Origin of the sequence: Nocardia sp. CA-084685 (assembly GCF_050955785.1) — a bacterium.
In the GTDB taxonomy this organism is placed as follows: Bacteria; Actinomycetota; Actinomycetes; order Mycobacteriales; family Mycobacteriaceae; genus Nocardia.
In genome coordinates, this window is sequence record NZ_CP192094.1 from 2900108 (window position 1) to 2920302 (window position 20195).

Below are 20195 nucleotides of genomic sequence, written 5' to 3' on the forward strand. Positions count from 1 at the left end.
GCCTGTTGACATGTTATCAGCCGATGCATACTCTTCGGGCAGTTAGTTATCAGTCGATTACAACAAAGGCTGGACATGTCCGAGACACTCGAAACCGCCGCACCGTCGGCCGTCGTCGAACAGCGCGTTGGCGGTCGTCGATTCGCCGCGGTGCTGGCCGCCGTCGGCATCCCGATGTTCATGGTCACCCTGGACAACCTGGTGGTGACCAATGCGCTGCCGGTGATCCGCACCGAACTCGGCGCGTCGCTCGCCGATCTGCAATGGTTCGTCAACGCCTACACGCTGGCGTTCGCTTCGCTGCTGCTCACCGCCACTTCCATCGGCGATCGACTCGGCCGACGCCGGGTCTTCCTGTCCGGTATCGCACTGTTCACCCTGGCCTCGGCCGCCTGCGCGCTGGCCACCGAACCGTGGATGCTGATTACCGCGAGGGCAGTCCAAGGCTTCGGGGCGGCCGCCGTGATGCCGCTCTCACTGACTTTGCTGTCATCGGCGGTGCCGGAGAAGATGCGTAGCGCCGCCATCGGCATCTGGGGCGGCATCTCCGGACTCGGTGTCGCACTCGGCCCGCTGATCGGCGGCGCGGTGGTCGAGGGACTGAGCTGGCAGTGGATCTTCTGGATCAACGTGCCGATCGGACTGCTGGTGCTGCCGTTCGCGGCTCGGACACTGACCGAATCGCACGGGCGGGCCAAGCGGCTGGATCCGCTCGGGCTGGTGCTGTCCGCGGGCGGCGTGCTCGCGGTGGTGTGGGGCGTGATCCACGGCGCCGATGACGGTTGGACCTCGACCGGCGTGCTGGCCGCACTGATCGGCGGTGCGGTGCTGCTCGGCCTGCTGATCGCCTGGGAGTTGCGGACACCGGATCCGATGCTGCCGCTGCGATTGTTCCGCTCCCGCGCATTTCGGGTGAGCAATACGACCGTCTTCACCTTCTCGGTCGGCGTCTTCGGCTCGATCTTCTTGCTGGCGCAGTACTTCCAGGTAGTGCAGGGCTTCGGGCCGTTGCAATCCGGCATCCGGACAATGCCGTGGACTATGGCGCCGATGGTGGTCGCGCCGCTGGCCGGATTGATCGTGGATCGGGTCGGCGCGCGGAATCTGCTGACGGCCGGGCAGACGTTGCTGGCGGTGGCCTTGGCCTGGATGGCGGCGGTGGCCTCGGTCGACGCGAGCTACCTCGCATTCGTCGGGCCGTTCCTGCTGGGTGGTATCGGGATGGGGCTGACCTTCGCGCCCGGTGCGACCGTGGTGATGGCCAGTGCGAGTCCAGAGGATCGGGCGATGGCTTCGGGCACCAACAGCACCATCCGTGAGGTGGGTGTGGCCATGGGTGTCGCCGTGCTGGCGTCGGTCTTTGCCTCACACGGGTCCTACACCGATCCGCAGAGCTTCGTCGACGGCCTGGTTCCCGCCGTGTGGGTCGGAGCCGCGATCGTCGCGGTGGGCGCGGTGGTGACACGGCTGCTGCCGAGGCGGATCTATGCCGCAAACTGATCGGTGATCGCGCGCTCGCCCCAGGCCGATGGTCCGGGGCGAGCGTGTTTGTGCGTACCGGGCGGGCGCCGTCGCGGTGGGTGGGCCGATGCCACGGCCGCTTCCCGGTCCGCTCACAGCCTCCTGTCTCGCCCAGCCAGGACACCGCACTGCTGGCCGGGGCAATCGCACCCGCGTCGAATTGATCGGCTCGCCTGGCAGCTCCCATTGGACGAGTGCTTGCGGGTGGCGGTCACCGTGCGGGTATGCCGCTGCCCCGCGCGATCCTCGCCGCGCACTGGTCATGGCACCGGCTCGTCGCTGCGAGAACCTGCTGCGCACGCGGCGGCACGGAAATGCGCCCGTCCGCAGCTCCCGATAAGTCGGGAACATGCCCAGTTCTCGGGTGCGGCACGTCGGCATAGTGGTGGACGTGCGATCTGGCCTGCGAGAATCGCGCGACAAGTGCGCCGGCACACTTTCGGCAAGCGACACAGCGGTAATCCGGATGAATCGGCCCTCGCGCATCGAATACGATTCGACCAGCAGCAATGTGGGTAGGCAATCACGCGACCCGCGAACCGATCCCCAGGGGAGAGACGAACGATCGTGGCCGACGACAACGATGGAGTCGAGAACCCAGCGCTGACCGAGGAGGCATTGGCCGCCGCCGCGGCAGAGGCCGAGAAGGCGTTTGCGGCGGCCGCCGATCTCGATGCGCTCGCGGTCGCCAAGACCGAGCATCTCGGCGGTAAGGCCCCGCTGGCCTTGGCGCAGCGCGCGCTGGGCAGCCTGCCGAAGGCGGAGAAGGCGGATGCGGGCAAACGCGTGAACGTCGCGCGGGCGCGGGTGTCGGAAGCCTTCGAATCGCGCCGCACGGTGCTGCTCGCCGAGCGGGATGCGGCCGTGCTGGTCGCCGAGACGATCGACGTGACGCTGCCCGCGCGCCGGGACGCCGTCGGGGCTCGGCATCCGATCACGGTTATCTCCGAGCAGATCGCCGATGTCTTCGTCGCGATGGGATGGGAGGTCGCCGAGGGGCCCGAGGTCGAGACCGAGCACTTCAACTTCGACGCGCTGAATTTCCTTCCCGACCATCCGGCGCGCACGATGCAGGACACCTTCCATATCGCACCCGAGGGTTCGCGGCAGGTGCTGCGCACGCACACCTCACCGGTCCAGGTGCGTTCGCTGCTCGAGCGCGAACTGCCGATCTATGTGGTGTGCCCCGGTCGGACGTTCCGCACCGATGAGCTCGACGCCACCCACACCCCGGTCTTCTCCCAGGTGGAGGGTCTGGCAGTGGACAAGGGTCTGACCATGGCGCATCTGCGCGGCACCCTCGACGCGTTCGCGCGCGCTTTGTTCGGGCCGGATACCCGCACGCGCATGCGCCCCAACTACTTCCCGTTCACCGAGCCATCGGCCGAGGTCGACGTGTGGTTCCCGGACAAGAAGGGCGGCGCCGGCTGGGTCGAATGGGGCGGCTGCGGCATGGTGAACCCGAAGGTGCTGATCGCCAGCGGGATCGATCCCGAGGTGTACAGCGGGTTCGCGTTCGGCATGGGCCTGGAGCGGACACTGCAGTTCCGCAACGGCATCCCGGACATGCGGGACATCGTCGAGGGTGACGTGCGTTTCACGCTGCCCTTCGGTATCCGGTCCTGAGCTTGTCGATTCCAACGAACCTTCGATCGAGAGAGCGAAACGTCAAGTGCGAGTAGCGCAGTCCTGGCTGACCGAAATCTTGCGGCGGACGACCCCAGACTGGTCGGTGACGCCGGAGGAACTCGATGCCGGATTCGTCCGCGTCGGGCTGGAAGTCGAAGAGGTCGACAAGCTTCAGCGAGTGACAGGGGATATCGAGAAGCCGCTGGTGGTCGGTCGGGTCGCCGAGATCACCGAGCTGACCGAGTTCAAGAAGCCGATCCGGTTCTGCAAGGTGGACGTCGGCAACCCGGAACTGCAGGAGATCGTCTGCGGCGCAACGAACTTCGCCGTCGACGACCTGGTGGTCGTGGTGCTGCCGGGTGGCGTGCTGCCCGGCGGATTCCAGATCTCCTCGCGCAAGACCTACGGGCATGTGTCCAACGGCATGATCTGCTCGGTCGCCGAACTCGGTATCGGCAAGGATCATTCGGGCATTCTGGTGCTCGAGCCGGGCACCGCCGAACCGGGCACCGACGCCAATGAGCTGCTCGGACTCGACGATACGGTCATCGAGCTGAACATCACGCCCGATCGCGGGTACTGCTTCTCGACCCGCGGTCTCGCGCGCGAGCTGGCGTGCGGATTCGATCTCGAATACGCGGATCCGGCGGTTCGGACACTGCCCGATGACGAGCGGGACGCGTGGCCGGTCCGGCTCGAACCGGAGTCCAAGTGCACTCGTTTCGCGGTGCGCCGGGTCACCGGTATCGACCCGAATGCGGTGAGCCCCTGGTGGTTACAGCGTCGGCTGCTGTTGTCGGGTGTGCGCCCGATTTCCCCCGCGGTCGATGTCACCAACTATGTGATGCTCGAGCTCGGACAGCCGCTGCACGCTTTCGATGCGGCCAAGCTCAATGGCGGTCTCGTCGTGCGCACCGCCAACAAGGGCGAGACGCTGCGCACGCTGGACGAGGTCGAGCGGGTGCTCGATGCCGAGGATGTGGTGATCGCCGACGATACCGGCGTGGTTTCGCTCGCGGGTGTAATGGGCGGTGCGACAACGGAAGTCGGCGCTGAGTCGACCGATATCGTGCTCGAGGCCGCCACCTGGAATCCGCTGCTGGTCTACCGGACCGCGCGCAGGCACAAGCTGGTCTCCGAGGCCGGTAAGCGGTACGAGCGGGTCGTGGATCCGGAGATCAATGTCGCCGCGCTCGATCGCGCAGCTACGCTGCTGGCCGAAATAGCCGGTGGCACTGTGGAATCCGCGCTTACCGATGTGCGGGTGCCGGTGCCTGCCGCGCCGCCGATCCGGATCGATATCGATCTCGCCGATCGGGTGGCCGGCGTGGTGTATCCGACCGGTACCTCAGCGCGTCGGCTCGCGCAGATCGGCTGCACGGTCGAGGTGGGTGTCGATGAGGTCACCGGGCACGGACAGCTCGTCGTCACGCCGCCGAGCTGGCGGCCGGATCTGGCCCAGCCCGCCGACCTCGTCGAGGAGGTGCTCCGGCTGGAGGGGCTGGAGCAGATTCCCTCGGTCATTCCGACCGCACCGGCCGGGCGCGGGCTGACCGCCGCGCAGCGCCGCCGTCGCGCGGTGAGCCGGGCGTTGGCCTTTGCCGGATGTGTCGAAGTGCCGCCGCCACTGTTCCTCGCCGCCGGGATTTTCGACATCTGGGGTCTGGACGCCGACGATCCGCGCCGCAACACCACGCGGGTGCTGAACCCGCTCGATGTGGAGCGCGCGGAATTGGCGACCACGCTGCTGCCGGGGCTACTGGAAGTGGCCGCGCGCAATATCTCTCGGGGTGCGCGCGATCTCGCGATCTTCGGGATCGCGCAGGTGGTGCTGCCGGGTCCGAACGTGCGCGCGGTGGCGGCGCTGCCGGTGGATCGTCGTCCGACCGATGCGCAGATCGAGGAGCTGCTCGATTCGCTGCCCGCGCAGCCGGTGCATATCGGCGCGGTGCTGACGGGTCGGCGGGAACCGCGCGGGCCGTGGGGTGCCGGGCGTCCGGCGGAGGCGGCCGATGCCTTCGCGCTCGCCGATGTCGTCGCCGATGCGGCGGGGGTGAGTATCGAACGTCGCCCTGCGGTTTACCTGCCGTGGCATCCGGGGCGGTGCGCCGAGCTGGTGGTCGATGGTCAGGTCATCGGACATGCGGGTGAATTGCATCCGGCCGTTCTGGAACGGGCGGGTCTGCCGCCGCGCACCTGTGCCGTCGAACTCGATCTCGATGCACTGCCGTTGCGTGAATCTCGGCCTGTCCCAGTGGTTTCCCCGTTCCCCGCGGTACTGCAGGACGTTTCGGTGAGCGTTGCCAAGTCGGTGCCCGCTGCCTCGGTGGAATCGGCGCTGCGCACTGGCGGCGGTACGCTGCTCGAGGATATCGCCCTGTTCGATGTGTACGAGGGCGCGCAGGCGGGGGAGGGACGCAAGTCGCTCACCTACGCCCTGCGTTTCCGTGCCACCGACCGAACCCTCACCGAGGACGAGGCGAGTGCCGCGCGTGACTCGGCGGTCTCCGCGGCCGCCGACGCGGTCGGCGCGGTACTGCGCGGCTAGTCGACCGACAACGGCCCCGGACATTCGTTCGGGGCCGTTTGCGTTGTGGTTGAGGGCATTACTGCGCGGGCAGGCCGAAGGAGGGCGAGTCTGTCGCTCGCCATCGCTGAGCGCCGATGCCGCTGTGTGCCACGTGGCTGATCAGCTGTTTCAAGCCGTGGACGGCGCTCGATCAAGGCCGGTTTGTGTTGTAGCTGAGGGTATTACAGCGCGGGCAGGCCGAAGGAGGCGAGTACCGCTCGCGACGGCAGGATCGCCGCCGTCGCCGCTGCACTCGTATGTGGCTCGCGGAGCTGACGCACACCTTCGATGCGGTCACACAAGAACGCTCCGCATGACACACCGAGCCGAAAATCAGAAGCTCTGCGCGAGCTCGGATTTGGCGCGGGCAGCGAACTCTCCGTCCGCCGAGTAACGGGAACCGGGCGTCGATCCGGCCGCTGTGTAGAACAAGTACAACCAGCAGCGCGATGGTGTCCGCGGCACCGCCAACGGCATCGGTTTTCCAGGGTCACTACCGGCCGCGTTCGGTGATCAACCGCGACGACTTCGATACGCCGACGACCGCACAGCTGTGCGAGAAGGTCGACAACACCGCTGTCGACAACCTCGCGACCGCATGAAATGAGATCGGCTGCGCGCCGAAACCTCGTTGAACGCCTTCAACGACGCGATGAAACGCGCTACCGATGAAAGCATCTGGAAGGGTGCCGCGCGCAACGCCGTCGCCAAGGCCGTCGGGGATTACAGCAGCCAGGCGGTGCAGCTCGCCAATGCCGCCAAGCTGACCGGCAGCAAGGTCACCGAACTCGAAACCGGTTTGAACCGACCGAGGCACTGGTGCCGCACGCTCCTGACGTCCGCTCCGATGTCGAGAACACCAGGCATTGGAGCGCGGGCCGTTGCAGGCTCGGCAGTCGCGCCGTGATCGTGAAGCCGACCGATCGCCAGCGCATCGCCGCGGCACTGCGCGAAATGGTCAGCCGCACAGTCGAAGAGGTTCGTAACGGCGACCACCGAGCGCGCTCGGTGACGCCAGGGATCAGCTGGTGGCCTCGCCCAGAATTCCGAGCACCACATCCGAAGTGTAGAACGGCTCCAAGCGCTCGCGAATCAGCTTGCCCAGCACGCCATTGCGCTTGGCACCTTCGATCACCGCGGGGCCGTACCGCAGGATCTCCTTGGCGATATCGTCGCCGGACAGACCGAGTTCCGGCAGCATCGCGGCCAGCGTGTAGTCGCCGTATTTGGTGAAGAAGACGTCGACGCACTCGTCGACGAGCAGCCCGAAATACTCCTTCTCCCTGGTGGTCACCGCGATCTCGTAGCAGAGCAGCGCCAGTTCGTTGAGATCCTTTTGGGATAGATAGTGCCGCAGGCCGCTCACCGGCTCGTCGGCGTGCAAATCCCAGAACTCCATCGCGGCGTCATGCACCGGGGCATCGCGCAACATCTCGCGGATGGCATTGTTGGTGCGCTTGAGCGCGAATACCGCGCCCTTGCCCGCCATATCGCCGATGAAGGTGCTCTCGGTCGCCTTCTTGGCGGTTTTGGCCGCCGACTGGCCCATGGAGATCAGCGATGAGACACCGGGAATCTTGCCCGCGATCTGCCTATTGGCCTCCATGAAATCGGAGATGAGCTTATCCACGAACTTGGCGGCGACGGTGGCGACCAGCGGGCTTTCGGTGAGCCGCTCCAGGATGCGCTCCTGTGCCTGGTGCATGCCGAAGATCTTCTCCAGCAGCGCCTCGACCGGTTCGCGGTCGACAACCTGGCCCAGGGTGTAGTCGTTGTTCTCGGCGATATTGTCGTAGATCGAGTCGGCGAATACCCCGACCATATCCGCGAGGACCGGACTGCCGCCGATCAGGTCGATGACGGTGCGGACCGTCTCCTTGGCCTGGTCGATGCCTACGACATCGCGGAAGACGAGGGTGTCTGCCACCGCGATGACCGATTCCACGTCACGGGCTACGACCTCGGTGAAACGGTCGCCGCTCACCTCGGCCAGCAGGAATTCCACTTGGGCATCGAGTAGCCGTTCGGCGATCTCGCGCGGCTCGCTCATCGAATACCACCATCACATTCGTTGTCCGTCGCGCTCGGTCAGGTTACGGATCGTTCGATTCGACATCGTTGCCGTGCAACGATTTCCGTATCTGTGCCAGACGCTCGCGCGCCGCTTTCTCGCGCGCCTCCCATTGTTCGTCGGCGCTGCGGCCCGCAGGAGTCTGCCGGTCGAGTTCGCCCATCCCCTGCGCGGTGCCGAAGCGCTGCTCGACCTTATCGCGAACTGACTCAAAAGTAGGTACGCCGCCGACCGAATATCCGCCCATCTCCGGACCGGACGGGATACCGGTCGGCGGTACCGGTACCGCCGGTACCGGCGAAAAGCCTCCGACCTGCCCGGATGCATCGGCACCCGGCTCCTGGTCATGCGGCTGTGGCGTGACAGTGGTGGGACTCACACTCGCTTCGGAGCTCGCGTGTCCGAGGCCGGAGGCCTCCGCGACCGCGGTGTGCACCCACGAGAGCCGAGGCCGCCCGGCGGTGGCGGCATCGAGCACCGCCAAGAGGTCGTCATCGGACAGTGCCGCGAGCCGTGCGGTGATCTCACCCAAATCGCTCATATCGTCAGGCTACGCACGAGCGCCGTCAGCGGTTGAGCAGATCACTCGACCAAGTGCGGATCAGATCCGGCCAGTTGACTCTGGCCGAGATGATCAGATCGTTGTGACCGCCGCCGGGAAAGACCACCAATCGCTTCGGATCGGGTGCGGCCGCGTACAGCCGCTTGGCATGCCGCAGCGGTAGCAGTTCGTCCTGGTCGCCGTGCATGATCAGGACGGGTGCGCGCAGCTTGCGGATGCGGCGCAGGCTCGGATAGGCGTCCGGGACGAACGGGCTGGGCAGGAATGGGTATACCGAGCGGGCCGCGTCACGCAGACCGGTGAAGGTGGACATCAGTATCAGACCCGTGGGCGGATACTCGGTCGCCAATTCGAGCAGCACGCCGCCGCCGAGCGATTTTCCGAGGTAGAGCACGCGATCCGGATCGACGCCCGGCTGTTCCAGCAGCACCTGCCTGGCCGCGTGGGCGTCGAGGTAGGTGCCGTACTCGGTGGGCCGACCGGTGCTTCGGCCGTAGCCGCGGTAGTCGAAAGTCAGTACGTCCAAACCGATTTGGGTGAGTAGCGCGTAAATCGGCACCCGGTCGCCGATATTGCCCGCATTGCCGTGCGCGAACAGGACATGCCCGATCGAGCGCGCGGCGGGCAGCCACCAACCCTGCAGCTTCTCGCCGTCGGATGTGCGGATGGACAACTCGGTGTAATCCATGTCGAGGATCGACGGCGTCTGCACGATCTGCCGAGCGGGCATGAAGGTCAGCGCATTGAGGATCGAACTGGCCGGATGTCGCATGCCATCGTTCTTACCCCGTGCCGGCCACCGCGGCGCGCCGACTCCCCGAGCGCATTACTTATCGACGACGTCGACGCCCTTCCAGAACGCGACCCGATCGCGCACCTGCTCGGCTTCCGGCTTCGGTTCCGGGTAGTACCACGCGGCGTCCGGATTCTTCGCACCCTCGACCTCGACCGTGTAATAGGACGCGAGCCCCTTCCAGCCGCACACGGTATGCGTATCGCTGTCCCGGAAGTACTCCGTCTTCAGCGACTCCGCCGGAAAGTAATGATTGCCCTCGACCACCACGGTGTCATCGCTCTCGGCCAGCACCGTGCCGTTCCATACCGCTTGCACGCTCATCGAATCTCCCACCGTCGCACCGGATTCCGCCGCGCAGAGACCACGGCTACGGGGTGTAACCCAACCCACACCCGCCGTATTCCCCGCTTGTTGTTCCGTCGCGCATTGATTTGCCCGGCCGATCGCGGCAGGCCTCGGCAGAAGGTGCGGGAAAGCCCAGGAGGCGATGCCGCGCTGGGATTTGTCTGACCGATCAGTTGGGCCGTAGCAGGTACGTGGCAACCGATACGGGGGTGCCGCGCCGAGATTTGCCTGGCCGACCAGGGGGTGACGCGCAGAAGATGCGCGGCAGTCGAGTACGTGATGCTGCGCCAGAACCGCACGGCCGATAGCGGCACGGAGTGAAACTGTGCGACGCGATGCCGGGCATTGAATGCTCGGCATCGCGGCACGGCGCGAGACGGACGTGACAGCCGAGTAGGCGATGCCGCGTACCGAGTCTCTCGGATGCGCCTTCAGACGCCGAGGCCAGCTTTCAGGCTCGGCCAGGACTTGGGCAGGGCGGTCTTCCAGTACGGCCATGAGTGCACGCCGACGGCGGCGTAGTCGATGGAAAGGTCGGCGCCGAAGAGCTTCATGGCGGGGGAGAGGGCGAGGGTGCAGTCATGCGAGACCTGTTCGATCTCATTCGCCCGGAGCGGGTCGTTGGGCCACGACCAGCGGTCGTCGAACGGGGCGTCGTCGGGGCCGGGCACGCCGGTGCCCATGTACAGGTGGACCGGTTTGCCGCGCAGCGCGTCGAGGTGTTTGCTCGGATCGTGCGCCGCCCACTCCGGGTCGCCTGCCTTACCCCACATGTTGTCCGGGTTCCCGCCCTTCGATTCGACTACGGGTCGCACCGACAACTGTCCGACTCCGTCGGTCGAGTAGCAGCCGCTGAAGGCTGCCAGGGCTCGGAACATATCGGGGTGCCGTACGGCCAGAATGGCCGCCGCTCCCGCTCCCATGGAGAGTCCGCCGACGGCGTAGACCCCATTGCCTTTCAACTCGCGGTCGATCAGCGGCGGCAGCTCCGAGGTCAGAAAGGTCTCCCACTTCTGGTGTCCGAGCTTGGGATCATCCTGCGACCAGTCGGTGTAGTAGGTCCCCCCGCCGCCGACCGGCATCACCACATTGACCGGCTTGTCGGCGAAGAACTCCTTGGCGCCGCCGCGCAGCGTCCACGTGCTCGCCGGCTGAGATTCCGACGCCCCGTTTCCGTCCAGCAGCAGCAGGGTCGGCCGGGATGCCGCCTGGTTCTCGGGCACCAGCACGTCCAGGTGAATGGTCCGCTTCATCGCGGGGGAGCGGACGTACATCTGCCATTGTTGCGGGGAGGTGCGCTCGATTCGCTCGACGACGGCTTCCGCATTCGCCTGCGGAGCAACGACGATCAGTGGCGCGACCGCGAGCGCCATGGCCGCGGCGACAGACGCCATCCGCCGGTACCCCAGCCGTTCTCGCAATACCGACATGCGCAAACCCATATGCAACCCTCATCGACGGTTGGCCCCCTTCGGAGGCCGGCGGTTTTTCGCGTCGACGATGTCATGAAACGTCATGTAACTGGCGTCAGAGGATTCCCACCCTTGGTGAACGGGGCGGCATCTATGGGTGACTCTTTGGGCAGCGCCGTGGTTGTCGCGTTCGGGTTGGTCGCGCTGCGGTAGGTCCTGTTGTCCTGCCAGGACCTTTTGGCGCTGCCGGTCCAGGGGGTGGTTTCCTCGCCGTGCCGGGCGCGTCGCGTGCCACACTCCGCTTACCCTCCGCAGTCAGGCACAGCCTGTGACTTCAAGCGTCGGTCTGCCGGGTCGATCTCTGCATCTGGAAATCGGCGACGTACTACACGCTGGTGCCCGGCCGTCGTCGTCGCCGCAGAAGCTGACGTCGCGCGAGCGAGCCGCGGCCCGCAAGAGCTCCTTCCCGCCGCTGGACGCGCAACCACAGCTGTGTGGCAGCCCGCCGCTACGAACGCTGCGGGAGGTACTGGACAGGTTGTCGCAGCTGGCGCTGCCGCTGCCCGACTCGAATGGTGCGGCAGACCGTAGGAATTCACTTCGATGACGATTTGCGGGGCATTGCCGGTCGATGCGAAGCGCGACCGGAGGATTCGTTGCAAAATCATGCACAGCGAATCATCGGCGAATCCGAATGCGACGCCCGTCACGTCACACCGTTCGACAGCGAGTTGTGAGCGGATCGACACCGCGGAAACGCTGGATTACCAGCGTGTATACAAATGTGGGTGTTGTCTGTTTTGTCCGGTTTTCGCGTTGACAGTCCCCTACCCCTGGAGCAGGCTGCTGCGTGACTTTCCGTGCGCTCGCCGTGGAGCTGTCACGGCTGGGCAATCGGAGGAGCAGGGTGGTGCGTTTACGTCAACGGTCGGAGAAATCCGGTGGCACACCGGATATGACGGCCGACCCTGGAGGCGAACGCCAGGTTGCCGGGAACAGAATAGTGCGTCCGCGCACGATTCGTGGGCAATTGGCCCGAATACTTGTCGTCTCATTGGTTTTGGTGCTGGGACTGCTCGCGGTGATGGTCGCCAGGGAGGTCAAGGCATTCCGGGAGAGCGGTGACACTGTGCACGCGGTCTCGCTCGCGCTGGTGGTACAGGATTTGGTGCAGGAGGCGCAGCGCGAACGCGGGCTCAGCAATGGCCTGCTCGGCGGAGACACCCGCCTGGTGCAAGCCGTGGCGGACCAGCGAGCCAACACGGATCGAGCGATGGGCGCTCTCGAGCAGGCGGCGGTCGGGAATGCGCCGGGTGCGGCCCAAGTGCGCTCGGCGCTCAGCCAATTCGATGCGCTCGATGCGACCCGTACCCAGATCGACGCCCACCGCACCAGCAGGCAGGCCGCCTTCCAGTTCTATACCGACGGCATCTCCGCGCTGAATCGTCTGACGCTCGGGCTCGACCAGGCGCGCGATGCCGAGATTCGGCACGGCTTAGAGGCGCTGTACGCGCTCGGCGAAGCCAAGGAGCAGACGGCCAAGGAGCGCGGATTCCTCAATGGCGTCTTCGCCGCCGATGAGTTCCGCAATGGCGAGTATGTCGAGTTCCTCGATATCCGGGCCGCCAAGATGGCCGGTCTGACCGCCTTCGCGCGCGATGCGACCGCGGCACAGCAGGCCCGGCTCGATGCGGCGCTGCGCAGTGAAAACGCCGTCAAGGCAGGTGAATCGGAGCGGGTCGCGATCGCGTCGAGCACCGGTCCGCTGATCCGTTCGGTGGATGCGAGCACCTGGTGGGCGCAAATGACCGCGGTCATCGATGAGCAGCGCACGGTGCAGCAGGCGGTCGGTGACGATGTGCAGCAGCGCGCGCAGGCGCTGCGTCGGGATGCGTTCCTGACCCTCGGCGGCTTCCTGCTCGCCGCGCTGCTCGCCGTCGCCGCCGAGGTGGCACTGGTCTTCGCCAGTGTGCGCGCCATCGTGCGGCCGCTCGCCGAGTTGGCGGCGCAGGCCGATGAGGTCGCCAATCACCGGTTGCCCGAGGTGATCGCGGCCTGGCAGGAATCCGATGACGCTCAGCCGGATCCGCCCGAACCGGTGCGCACGCCGCGCGGTGCGAGTGTCGAAATCGCCGCTGTGGCAGGGGCATTGGATGGTGTGCAGACCACTGCCTTCGAATTGGCTTCGGCGCAGGCGCTGGTCCGGCGCAATACCACCGAATCGATGGCGAATCTGGCGCGGCGCAACCAGAATCTGGTGCGCCGCCAGCTCGGCCTGATCAGTGAATTCGAACGCGAGGAACTCGATCCCAAAGCGCTGTCGAATCTGTTCGAACTCGACCACCTCGCCACCCGCATGCGGCGCAATGCCGAAAGTCTGCTGGTGCTGGTGGGTGCGGAAAGCCCGCGGCGCTGGGCAGAGCCGATCGCGCTCACCGATGTGATCCGCGCCGGATTGTCGGAGGTCGACGACTATCGCCGGGTGGTGCTGCGGCGAGTCGACGATATCGCGATCACCGGCGCGGTGGTCAGCGACCTCGCGCATATGCTGGCCGAGCTGATCGAGAACGGATTGGCCTTCTCCCCACCGGATCTGGAGGTGGAGATCTACGGCCGCAAGCTGCCGACCGGATACCTGCTCGCGGTGGTGGATCACGGTGTCGGCATGTCGGCGGCGCAGTTGGACGAGGCGAATGCCCGGCTGCGCGGGCAAACCGATTTCGTTGTCGCGCCGACGCGATATCTGGGGCACTACGTGGTCGGCCGGTTGGCGCGGCGACTCGGTATCGATGTCGAGTTGAATGTGTCACCGGTGAGCGGGATCGTCGCGCGCTTGGTGTTGCCCGTGGGAATTATTGCGGGAGAGAAGGATCGGCGGTCGGCTACGGCTGGACAGCGGAGTGCGGCGGCTGCGGGGCCTACGGGCGCGGGGCCCGGTGCGCACGGGCATAGCGACTCGGCTGCGGCAAGGCTCGTCGATTCCCCGGTGGTCTCCCTTGCGAATGAGAATGCTCAACGGGCACCTGCGTCCGGGAACCACGGTGCAGCGGCTTCGGTGGCTGCTGGGCAGGGGTATATCGAGTCGGCCGTGGGGTTTGCCGGTGCATCGATATCCGGCGCGCCGACGCATGATGTGCGAATGACCGGCGGGCCCGAACCCGACGGCGTCGTACCTCCGCAATCGAGGTCCGGTCCCGCGCATTCCCGACCGGGATTCGCATCGACGACATCGGCACCCGCGCGGTTCGCCCACTTCCATTCCAACCCGGAGGATTCCGGCGACGGCGTCGGGTTCACCGCTGGCGTAGAGGGAGCCGCGCCAACGGGCGATGGGGCTGCTTCCGAGCACGAACCGATGGGCGTTTCGGCTATCCCGACCGGCGACAGGGCTGCGTCCGGGGTCAACGGATCGCTGACGGGTCTGTTAAGGGCTAATGGAACTGGCAGTGATGGTGGTAGCGGATCTGTGATCGGCTTGCCGGCTGGCAATGGATCGCTTGCGGGTCCGTCGAGGGTGAATGGCATTGGCAGTGATGGTGGTAGCGGATCTGTGATCGGCTTGCCGGCTGGCAATGGATCGCTTGCGGGTCCGTCGAGGGTGAATGGCATTGGCAGCGATGGTGGTAGCGGATCTGTGATCGGCCTGCCAGTTGGCAATGCATCGCTGACGGGTACGTCAAGGGTGAACGGCAGTGGGAGCAATGGTGTCAACGGCTTCCTGACGGGCCTGCCCGCCGTCGATGGATCGGGGAGCGATCGCTCAATCGACGCCGTACCCGCGACCGATCGTTCAACCGACGCAGCACCGACGACCGAGGGGACGCAGCCTGCCGTCTCGTCTGCGGCGGGCAGGTCGTTGTGGCAGATACCTGAAACGGCGGCAGCCGCAACGAAATCCGATTCCACCCCCACCGGTGTGCAGCGAACCAAGAACGGATTGGTCAAGCGTAACAAGCGAGCACGCACAGCCGCCGATGGAAGCGACAGCGCACCACGGGTTCTCACACCCGCCCCACCCAGCGATCCGGTCGTGGAACACACACCGGCCGCAATCCGCAGCATGCTGTCGTCGTTCCGGGCCGGACACGAGCGCGGCGCTGCGAGCGCACCGCCGCCGAAGACATCCGAGAACGTTGGAGCGTCCGAAACGATCCCGGGCGCCGCGGATTTGGCGCAAACATCGGTTTCACCCACCACCTCAGAGGAGATTCGGTGACGACTCACATACAGACCGCGGACCCGCACACCTTCAATTGGATGCTGGCCAACTTCGTCCGTAATACCGACGGCGTCCGCGATACCGTCGCCGTATCCTCCGACGGCCTGCTCATCGCCATGTCCGAGGGGCTGGACCGCACCAGCGCGGATCGACTGGCCGCCATGGTCTCGGGCCTGTCCAGCCTGGCCCGCAGTGCTTCGCGCAGTTACGCATTCGAGGGCTTGAAGCTGATCATGATCGAGATGAAGCGCGGCTTCCTGCTGGTCTCCGCACTCGGTGACGGCAGTTGCCTCGGCGTCATCGCCGACGGTGGTTGCGATGTCGGTCTCGTCGGCTACGAGATGGCGGTGCTGGCCGAACGCGCCGGTGCGCTGCTCGACCCGGCGCTCATCTCGGAATTGCGAGAGTCGTTGCGCAGATGAGACATCCAGACCGGCCGCGGTTGCCGGACCCGCGGATGATCCCGGTCAACCAATCCTTCGGTTGGTTCGGAGCCAACCGGCCACCGAGGGATAGTCCGGATGTGCAGCTACCGGATGACCGATTCGTGCGCCCCTTCGTCGTCACGGCGGGGCGCACGATGCCGCTGATCGATGGGCTGCGCATCGAAACACTGGTGCTGGCAACTCCTGCCGCGCTGTCCGCACCGCTGCACTTCGAACAGCGCACCGTCGTTAGGCTGTGCCAGCAGCCGCATTCCATTGCCGAAATCGGGACGGCGCTGCACGTTCCGGTGGGCGTCGCGAAAGTGATCGTCAGCGATCTCGCGGCCGCCGGGCATGTTTCGGTTCGGGACGCCCCCGAACTTTCCACCGCAGCTATCGAGAGGATCAGGGACCTTGTACGGGCACTCTGAATATCGGACAGCACAGGTCGAGCGGCCCATGCCCGCCTCGGTCAAAATTGTGATCAGCGGCGGATTCGGTGTCGGCAAAACAACATTCATCAGTGCCATTTCCGAGATCGAACCCCTGGTGACGGAGGCGGCGATGACCGAGGTCGCCATCGGTGTCGATGATCCGGGGCGACGCGCGGACAAGACCCAGACCACGGTCGCTCTCGATTTCGGCCGCATCACCCTCGACACCTCGCTGGTGCTCTACCTTTTCGGCACTCCGGGTCAGGATCGCTTCGTCTTTCTGTGGGACGACCTGGTCGACGGCGCACTCGGCGCGGTGATCGTGGTGGATACCGGTCGGGTCGAGGACTGCTATCCGGTGCTCGACTACTTCGAAGAACACAACACGCCATTCGTGGTGGTGGTCAACCGTTTCGAACAAGGCGCGCATTTCGAACTCGACGAGGTCCGTGAGGCACTGGAGCTCGACGAGTGCATTCCGATCCTGGAATGTGATGCGCGAGAACGGGCTTCGGTGAAGGAGGTGCTCGTCGCACTGCTCGAACAGGTGCTCGTGCAGCGCCTGTCCGTATCGCGACCGCACGTCCGTGAGGTCGGCTGAATCCGTAGTCTGGCGCTGGTAGGTGATCCGGGTGTGGACTTGTATCGCCTGAACCACGTCGCGATCATGCTGGACTGAGCGCCGATAGTGATCTGCGGAATCCGGTGCGACCACCAGGGCTGAGCGGGGATATCGAGCGAACCGGCGTGATGGCGGCCGAGAATCTTCTCGAGACACCGATGAATTCAGGACACGCTCGGCGTCATTCCTGTGTACCGCTCGAACCAAGGGAGATAGCAATGAGCAACGGCAAGGATTTCACTCTGACCCACGTCGCAGTGCTGGTCGGCGACCAGGACCAGGCGCTGGAGTTCTACCGCGATGTCATCGGCTTCGAGGTCCGCCAGGATATGCCGTTTCCTGGCGGTCGCTGGCTGACCGTCGGACCGGCGTCGCAGCCCGGTATCGAATTCATTCTGGAGAACCCGGAGATGAATCCGAACGAGTCCGCGCGCGAAGCTGCGAAAGCGCGGTTGGCCAGCGGTGCGCAGGGCACTCTGATCTTCACCACCGAGGCCGTCGACGACACCTTCGCCCGGCTACGCGAGGCCGGTGTCGATGTGGATCAGGAACCGATCACCCAGCCCTACGGCGTGCGGGACTGCGGTTTCCGCGATCCGTGGGGCAACCACCTGCGGTTCTCCCAGCTGCTCGGCTGATTCCCCGAACTCGCCGATACCGACTGCCCTCGGTATCGGCGAGAACCGGCGTGCTCGGCGTCACCGCGATGGCCTGATCTTGGCGCAGTAGTGTCGAGTCATGAGCGAGCGCATCGAGCGGATCAGCGACACCGCGCCCTCGGGCATGACAGCGCCGAACGCCGGCGAGCGACTGTCGGAAACGCCGACCGCACCGGAGGCGACCCGGCCGCTGCGGGACGATATCCGGTTCCTCGGCGGCGTGCTCGGCGACACCATCCGCGATCACGAGGGTCCCGAGGTCTTCGATCTGATCGAGCAGGTGCGGATCGAGGCGTTCCGGGTGCGGCGCGAGGAGGTCGGGCGCAGCGCGGTGGCGGAGATGCTCGACGGCGTCGATATCGCGGTCGCGCTTCCGTTGATTCGCGCGTTCACCTATTTCGTGCTGTTGGCGAATCTCGCCGAGGATATCCAGCGCGATCGGCGGCGCGCGGCGCATGAGGCGGCCGGGGAGCCGCCGCAGGATTCCTCGCTCGCGGCGACCTACCGCAAACTCGACGCGGCGGCACTGGACGGCACCGAGGTCGCCGATCTGCTCGCCGACGCATTGGTATCGCCGGTGATCACCGCACATCCGACCGAAACCCGGCGCCGCACCGTCTTCGATGTGCAGACCCGCATTACCGAATTGATGCGATTGCGGCAGCGCTATACCGAAACCGAGCGGGCGCGCGCCGATCTCGAGCTGCGCATCCGCCGCCAGGTACTCTCGCTGTGGCGTACGGCGCTGATTCGATTGCAGCGCTTGCGGATTCAGGACGAGATCTCGGTCGGTCTGCGCTACTACGACATCACGCTTTTCGACGTAATTCCGGCGATCAACGCCGAAGTTCGGGCGGCGCTGCGGTCCCGGTGGCCGGGGGCGGAACTGCTGCCGCGGCCGATCCTGCGCCCCGGATCGTGGATCGGCGGCGACCGTGACGGAAACCCTTATGTGACAGCGGATGTCGTGCGTCAGGCGGCATCGCAGGCATCGGCGGTGGCATTCGGACGCTATCTGCACGAGCTGGTGGAACTGGAGAAGTCGCTGTCGCAATCGGCGCGGCTGGTTTTGGTGACACCAGAGGTGGCCGCACTGGCCGAGGCCGGTTATCCCGACCCCGCGACGCATTCGGATGAGCCCTACCGCCGTGCGCTGCACCGGATTCGGGCGCGCCTGTCGGCATCGGCGGCTGCCGCGCTCGGCGAATTGCCCGCCGATGGCATAGAGACGGACGCTCCGGCCTATCCGACTCCGCAGGCGGTGCTCGACGACCTGGATGCCGTCGACGTCTCGATGCGGGCCAGCGGCGATGGTCTGCTCGCCGACGATCGCCTGGCCGCGCTGCGACACGCCATCGAGACATTCGGATTCCATTTGCAGGGCCTGGATATGCGGCAGAACTCGGAGGTGCACGAACAGGTCGTCACCGAGCTGCTGGCCTGGGCTGGGGTGCATCAGGACTATGCGAGTCTCGCCGAGCACGAGCGGGTGGAACTGCTCGCGGCCGAGTTGCGTACCCGCCGTCCGCTGCTCGGCCCGCATGCGCGGCTGAGCGAACTCGCCGCCAAGGAGATCGACATCGTCCGTGCCGCACGAGATGTCGTGCACACCTTCGGTGTCGAGGCGGTGCCGAACTACATCATCAGTATGTGCACCTCGGTCAGCGACATGTTGGAGGCGGCACTGCTGTTGAAGGAGGGTGGGCTGCTCGATCCCGGCGAGCCGGATGGGCCCCCGAGCTGTCCGGTGAATATCGTGCCGCTGTTCGAGACCATCGAGGATCTGGGTGCCGGTGCGGCGACTCTGGCCGCGGTGCTGGATGTCCCGGTGTATCGAGAGCTGGTGGCAGCCAAGGGAATGCGGCAGGAGGTAATGCTCGGATACTCCGATTCCAATAAGGACGGTGGGTATCTGGCCGCCAACTGGGCGCTCTACCGCGCGGAGCTGGATCTGGTCGAGGTCGCGCGCAAGACCGGCATTCGCTTGCGGCTCTTCCATGGTCGCGGCGGTACGGTCGGTCGCGGTGGTGGCCGCAGCTATGACGCGATTCTCGCCCAGCCCGTCGGTGCCGTGCGGGGTTCGCTGCGGTTGACCGAGCAGGGTGAGGTGATCGCGGCCAAGTACGCGGAATCCGGTGCGGCGCATCGCAATCTGGAGTCGTTGATCGCGGGCACGCTGGAGTCGACGCTACTCGATGTGGAGGGACTCGGTCCCGATGCCGAGCCGTCGTATGAACTCATGGACGACCTGGCGGCGCGTGCTCGTGCGGCATATGCGCGACTCGTGCACGAAACACCGGGATTCGTCGAGTATTTCCGGCAGTCCACGCCGGTTGCCGAGGTCGGCGATCTGAATATCGGAAGCCGCCCCGCCTCCCGCAAGCCGACGAATTCGGTCAGCGATCTGCGAGCCATCCCGTGGGTGATGTCGTGGAGTCAGGCCCGCGTCATGCTGCCGGGCTGGTACGGCACCGGTGCCGCGCTCGAGGAGTGGGTCGGCGGCGATCCCGACCGCTTGGCGGTGCTGTCCGACCTCTATCGCCGCTGGCCGTTCTTCCGGACGGTACTGTCGAATCTGGCCCAGGTCATGGCCAAGAGCGATCTGGATATCGCCGCCAGGTACGCCGAACTCGTCGACAATGCCGCCCTGCGCGAGCACATCTTCGGAATGATCCGAGACGAGCACGCTCGCACCATCCGCATGCACGCCGCGATCACCGGCAATGATCACCTGCTCGCCGACAACCCGTCACTGGCGGAGTCGATCCACAACCGCTTCCCGTACCTGGAACCGCTGAACCAGATGCAGGTCGACTTGCTGCGACGGCTGCGCGCCGGTGACGATTCCGAACTCGTCAAACGCGGCATCCTGCTAACCATGAACGGACTAGCCACCGCGCTGCGCAACTCCGGCTAGGTTGCCTCGGTAGC

General features: G+C 65.9%; 17 protein-coding genes. 12 read left to right on the top strand and 5 right to left on the bottom strand.

Annotation, left to right across the window (positions count from 1 at the left end; translation table 11 throughout):
• Positions 1-75: 75 nt before the first annotated feature.
• The 5 genes from ACQP2U_RS13095 to ACQP2U_RS13115 all read left to right on the top strand — a co-directional run bounded on the left by ACQP2U_RS13095 (position 76) and on the right by ACQP2U_RS13115 (position 6626).
• Entirely contained in the window at positions 76-1500 is a 1425-nt protein-coding gene (locus ACQP2U_RS13095) for an MFS transporter (RefSeq protein ID WP_433714894.1), read from the top strand.
• A 588-nt stretch (positions 1501-2088) separates the two neighbouring features.
• Positions 2089-3147 (top strand): phenylalanine--tRNA ligase subunit alpha, encoded by a 1059-nt coding sequence (gene pheS / locus ACQP2U_RS13100; protein WP_433714895.1) that lies wholly within the window; start codon positions 2089-2091, stop codon positions 3145-3147.
• A gap of 46 nt (positions 3148-3193) precedes the next feature.
• Positions 3194-5698, top strand: coding sequence for a phenylalanine--tRNA ligase subunit beta (gene pheT / locus ACQP2U_RS13105; protein ID WP_433714896.1), 2505 nt, complete (start codon positions 3194-3196; stop codon positions 5696-5698).
• A 470-nt stretch (positions 5699-6168) separates the two neighbouring features.
• A complete protein-coding gene (locus ACQP2U_RS13110; RefSeq protein ID WP_433714897.1) occupies positions 6169-6321 on the top strand; it encodes a hypothetical protein in 153 nt (50 codons plus the stop codon).
• 29 nt (positions 6322-6350) lie between these two features.
• Positions 6351-6626 carry a hypothetical protein gene (locus ACQP2U_RS13115; RefSeq protein ID WP_433714898.1) on the top strand — a complete coding sequence of 92 codons (276 nt, stop codon included), beginning with the start codon at positions 6351-6353 and terminating at the stop codon, positions 6624-6626.
• 114 nt (positions 6627-6740) lie between these two features.
• On the opposite strand, the gene ACQP2U_RS13120 is transcribed toward ACQP2U_RS13115, so the two are convergent.
• The 5 genes from ACQP2U_RS13120 to ACQP2U_RS13140 all read right to left on the bottom strand — a co-directional run bounded on the left by ACQP2U_RS13120 (position 6741) and on the right by ACQP2U_RS13140 (position 10935).
• Positions 6741-7769, bottom strand: coding sequence for a hypothetical protein (locus ACQP2U_RS13120; RefSeq protein ID WP_397036829.1), 1029 nt, complete (start codon positions 7767-7769; stop codon positions 6741-6743).
• A 43-nt stretch (positions 7770-7812) separates the two neighbouring features.
• Positions 7813-8331 carry a PspA/IM30 family protein gene (locus ACQP2U_RS13125; RefSeq protein ID WP_433714899.1) on the bottom strand — a complete coding sequence of 173 codons (519 nt, stop codon included), beginning with the start codon at positions 8329-8331 and terminating at the stop codon, positions 7813-7815.
• A gap of 25 nt (positions 8332-8356) precedes the next feature.
• Positions 8357-9124 carry an alpha/beta hydrolase gene (locus tag ACQP2U_RS13130; RefSeq protein ID WP_433714900.1) on the bottom strand — a complete coding sequence of 256 codons (768 nt, stop codon included), beginning with the start codon at positions 9122-9124 and terminating at the stop codon, positions 8357-8359.
• A 54-nt stretch (positions 9125-9178) separates the two neighbouring features.
• Entirely contained in the window at positions 9179-9469 is a 291-nt protein-coding gene (locus ACQP2U_RS13135; RefSeq protein WP_433714901.1) for a DUF427 domain-containing protein, read from the bottom strand.
• Between the two features lie 455 nt (positions 9470-9924).
• Positions 9925-10935 (bottom strand): alpha/beta hydrolase, encoded by a 1011-nt coding sequence (locus tag ACQP2U_RS13140; protein WP_433714902.1) that lies wholly within the window; start codon positions 10933-10935, stop codon positions 9925-9927.
• A 298-nt stretch (positions 10936-11233) separates the two neighbouring features.
• Here ACQP2U_RS13140 and ACQP2U_RS13145 point away from each other — a divergent pair, with 298 nt between their 5' ends.
• From ACQP2U_RS13145 to ppc, 7 genes are all read left to right on the top strand, one after another.
• Positions 11234-11512, top strand: coding sequence for a hypothetical protein (locus ACQP2U_RS13145; protein WP_433714903.1), 279 nt, complete (start codon positions 11234-11236; stop codon positions 11510-11512).
• A 303-nt stretch (positions 11513-11815) separates the two neighbouring features.
• On the top strand, positions 11816-15121 hold the full coding sequence (locus tag ACQP2U_RS13150; RefSeq protein WP_433714904.1) for a sensor histidine kinase: 3306 nt from the start codon (positions 11816-11818) through the stop codon (positions 15119-15121).
• Positions 15118-15546 (top strand): roadblock/LC7 domain-containing protein, encoded by a 429-nt coding sequence (locus ACQP2U_RS13155; RefSeq protein ID WP_433714905.1) that lies wholly within the window; start codon positions 15118-15120, stop codon positions 15544-15546. The genes ACQP2U_RS13150 and ACQP2U_RS13155 overlap by 4 nt, the downstream gene beginning before the upstream one ends.
• A 101-nt stretch (positions 15547-15647) precedes the next feature.
• Positions 15648-15980 carry a DUF742 domain-containing protein gene (locus tag ACQP2U_RS13160; protein ID WP_397036837.1) on the top strand — a complete coding sequence of 111 codons (333 nt, stop codon included), beginning with the start codon at positions 15648-15650 and terminating at the stop codon, positions 15978-15980.
• A 28-nt stretch (positions 15981-16008) separates the two neighbouring features.
• On the top strand, positions 16009-16584 hold the full coding sequence (locus ACQP2U_RS13165) for a GTP-binding protein (RefSeq protein ID WP_433714906.1): 576 nt from the start codon (positions 16009-16011) through the stop codon (positions 16582-16584).
• Between the two features lie 239 nt (positions 16585-16823).
• Positions 16824-17243, top strand: coding sequence for a VOC family protein (locus ACQP2U_RS13170; RefSeq protein WP_364352263.1), 420 nt, complete (start codon positions 16824-16826; stop codon positions 17241-17243).
• Positions 17244-17388: 145 nt separating this feature from the next.
• The gene (ppc, locus tag ACQP2U_RS13175) at positions 17389-20181 is read left to right on the top strand and encodes a phosphoenolpyruvate carboxylase (protein ID WP_433716449.1); all 2793 of its coding nucleotides are present in this window, start codon (positions 17389-17391) and stop codon (positions 20179-20181) included.
• Positions 20182-20195 lie beyond the last annotated feature (14 nt).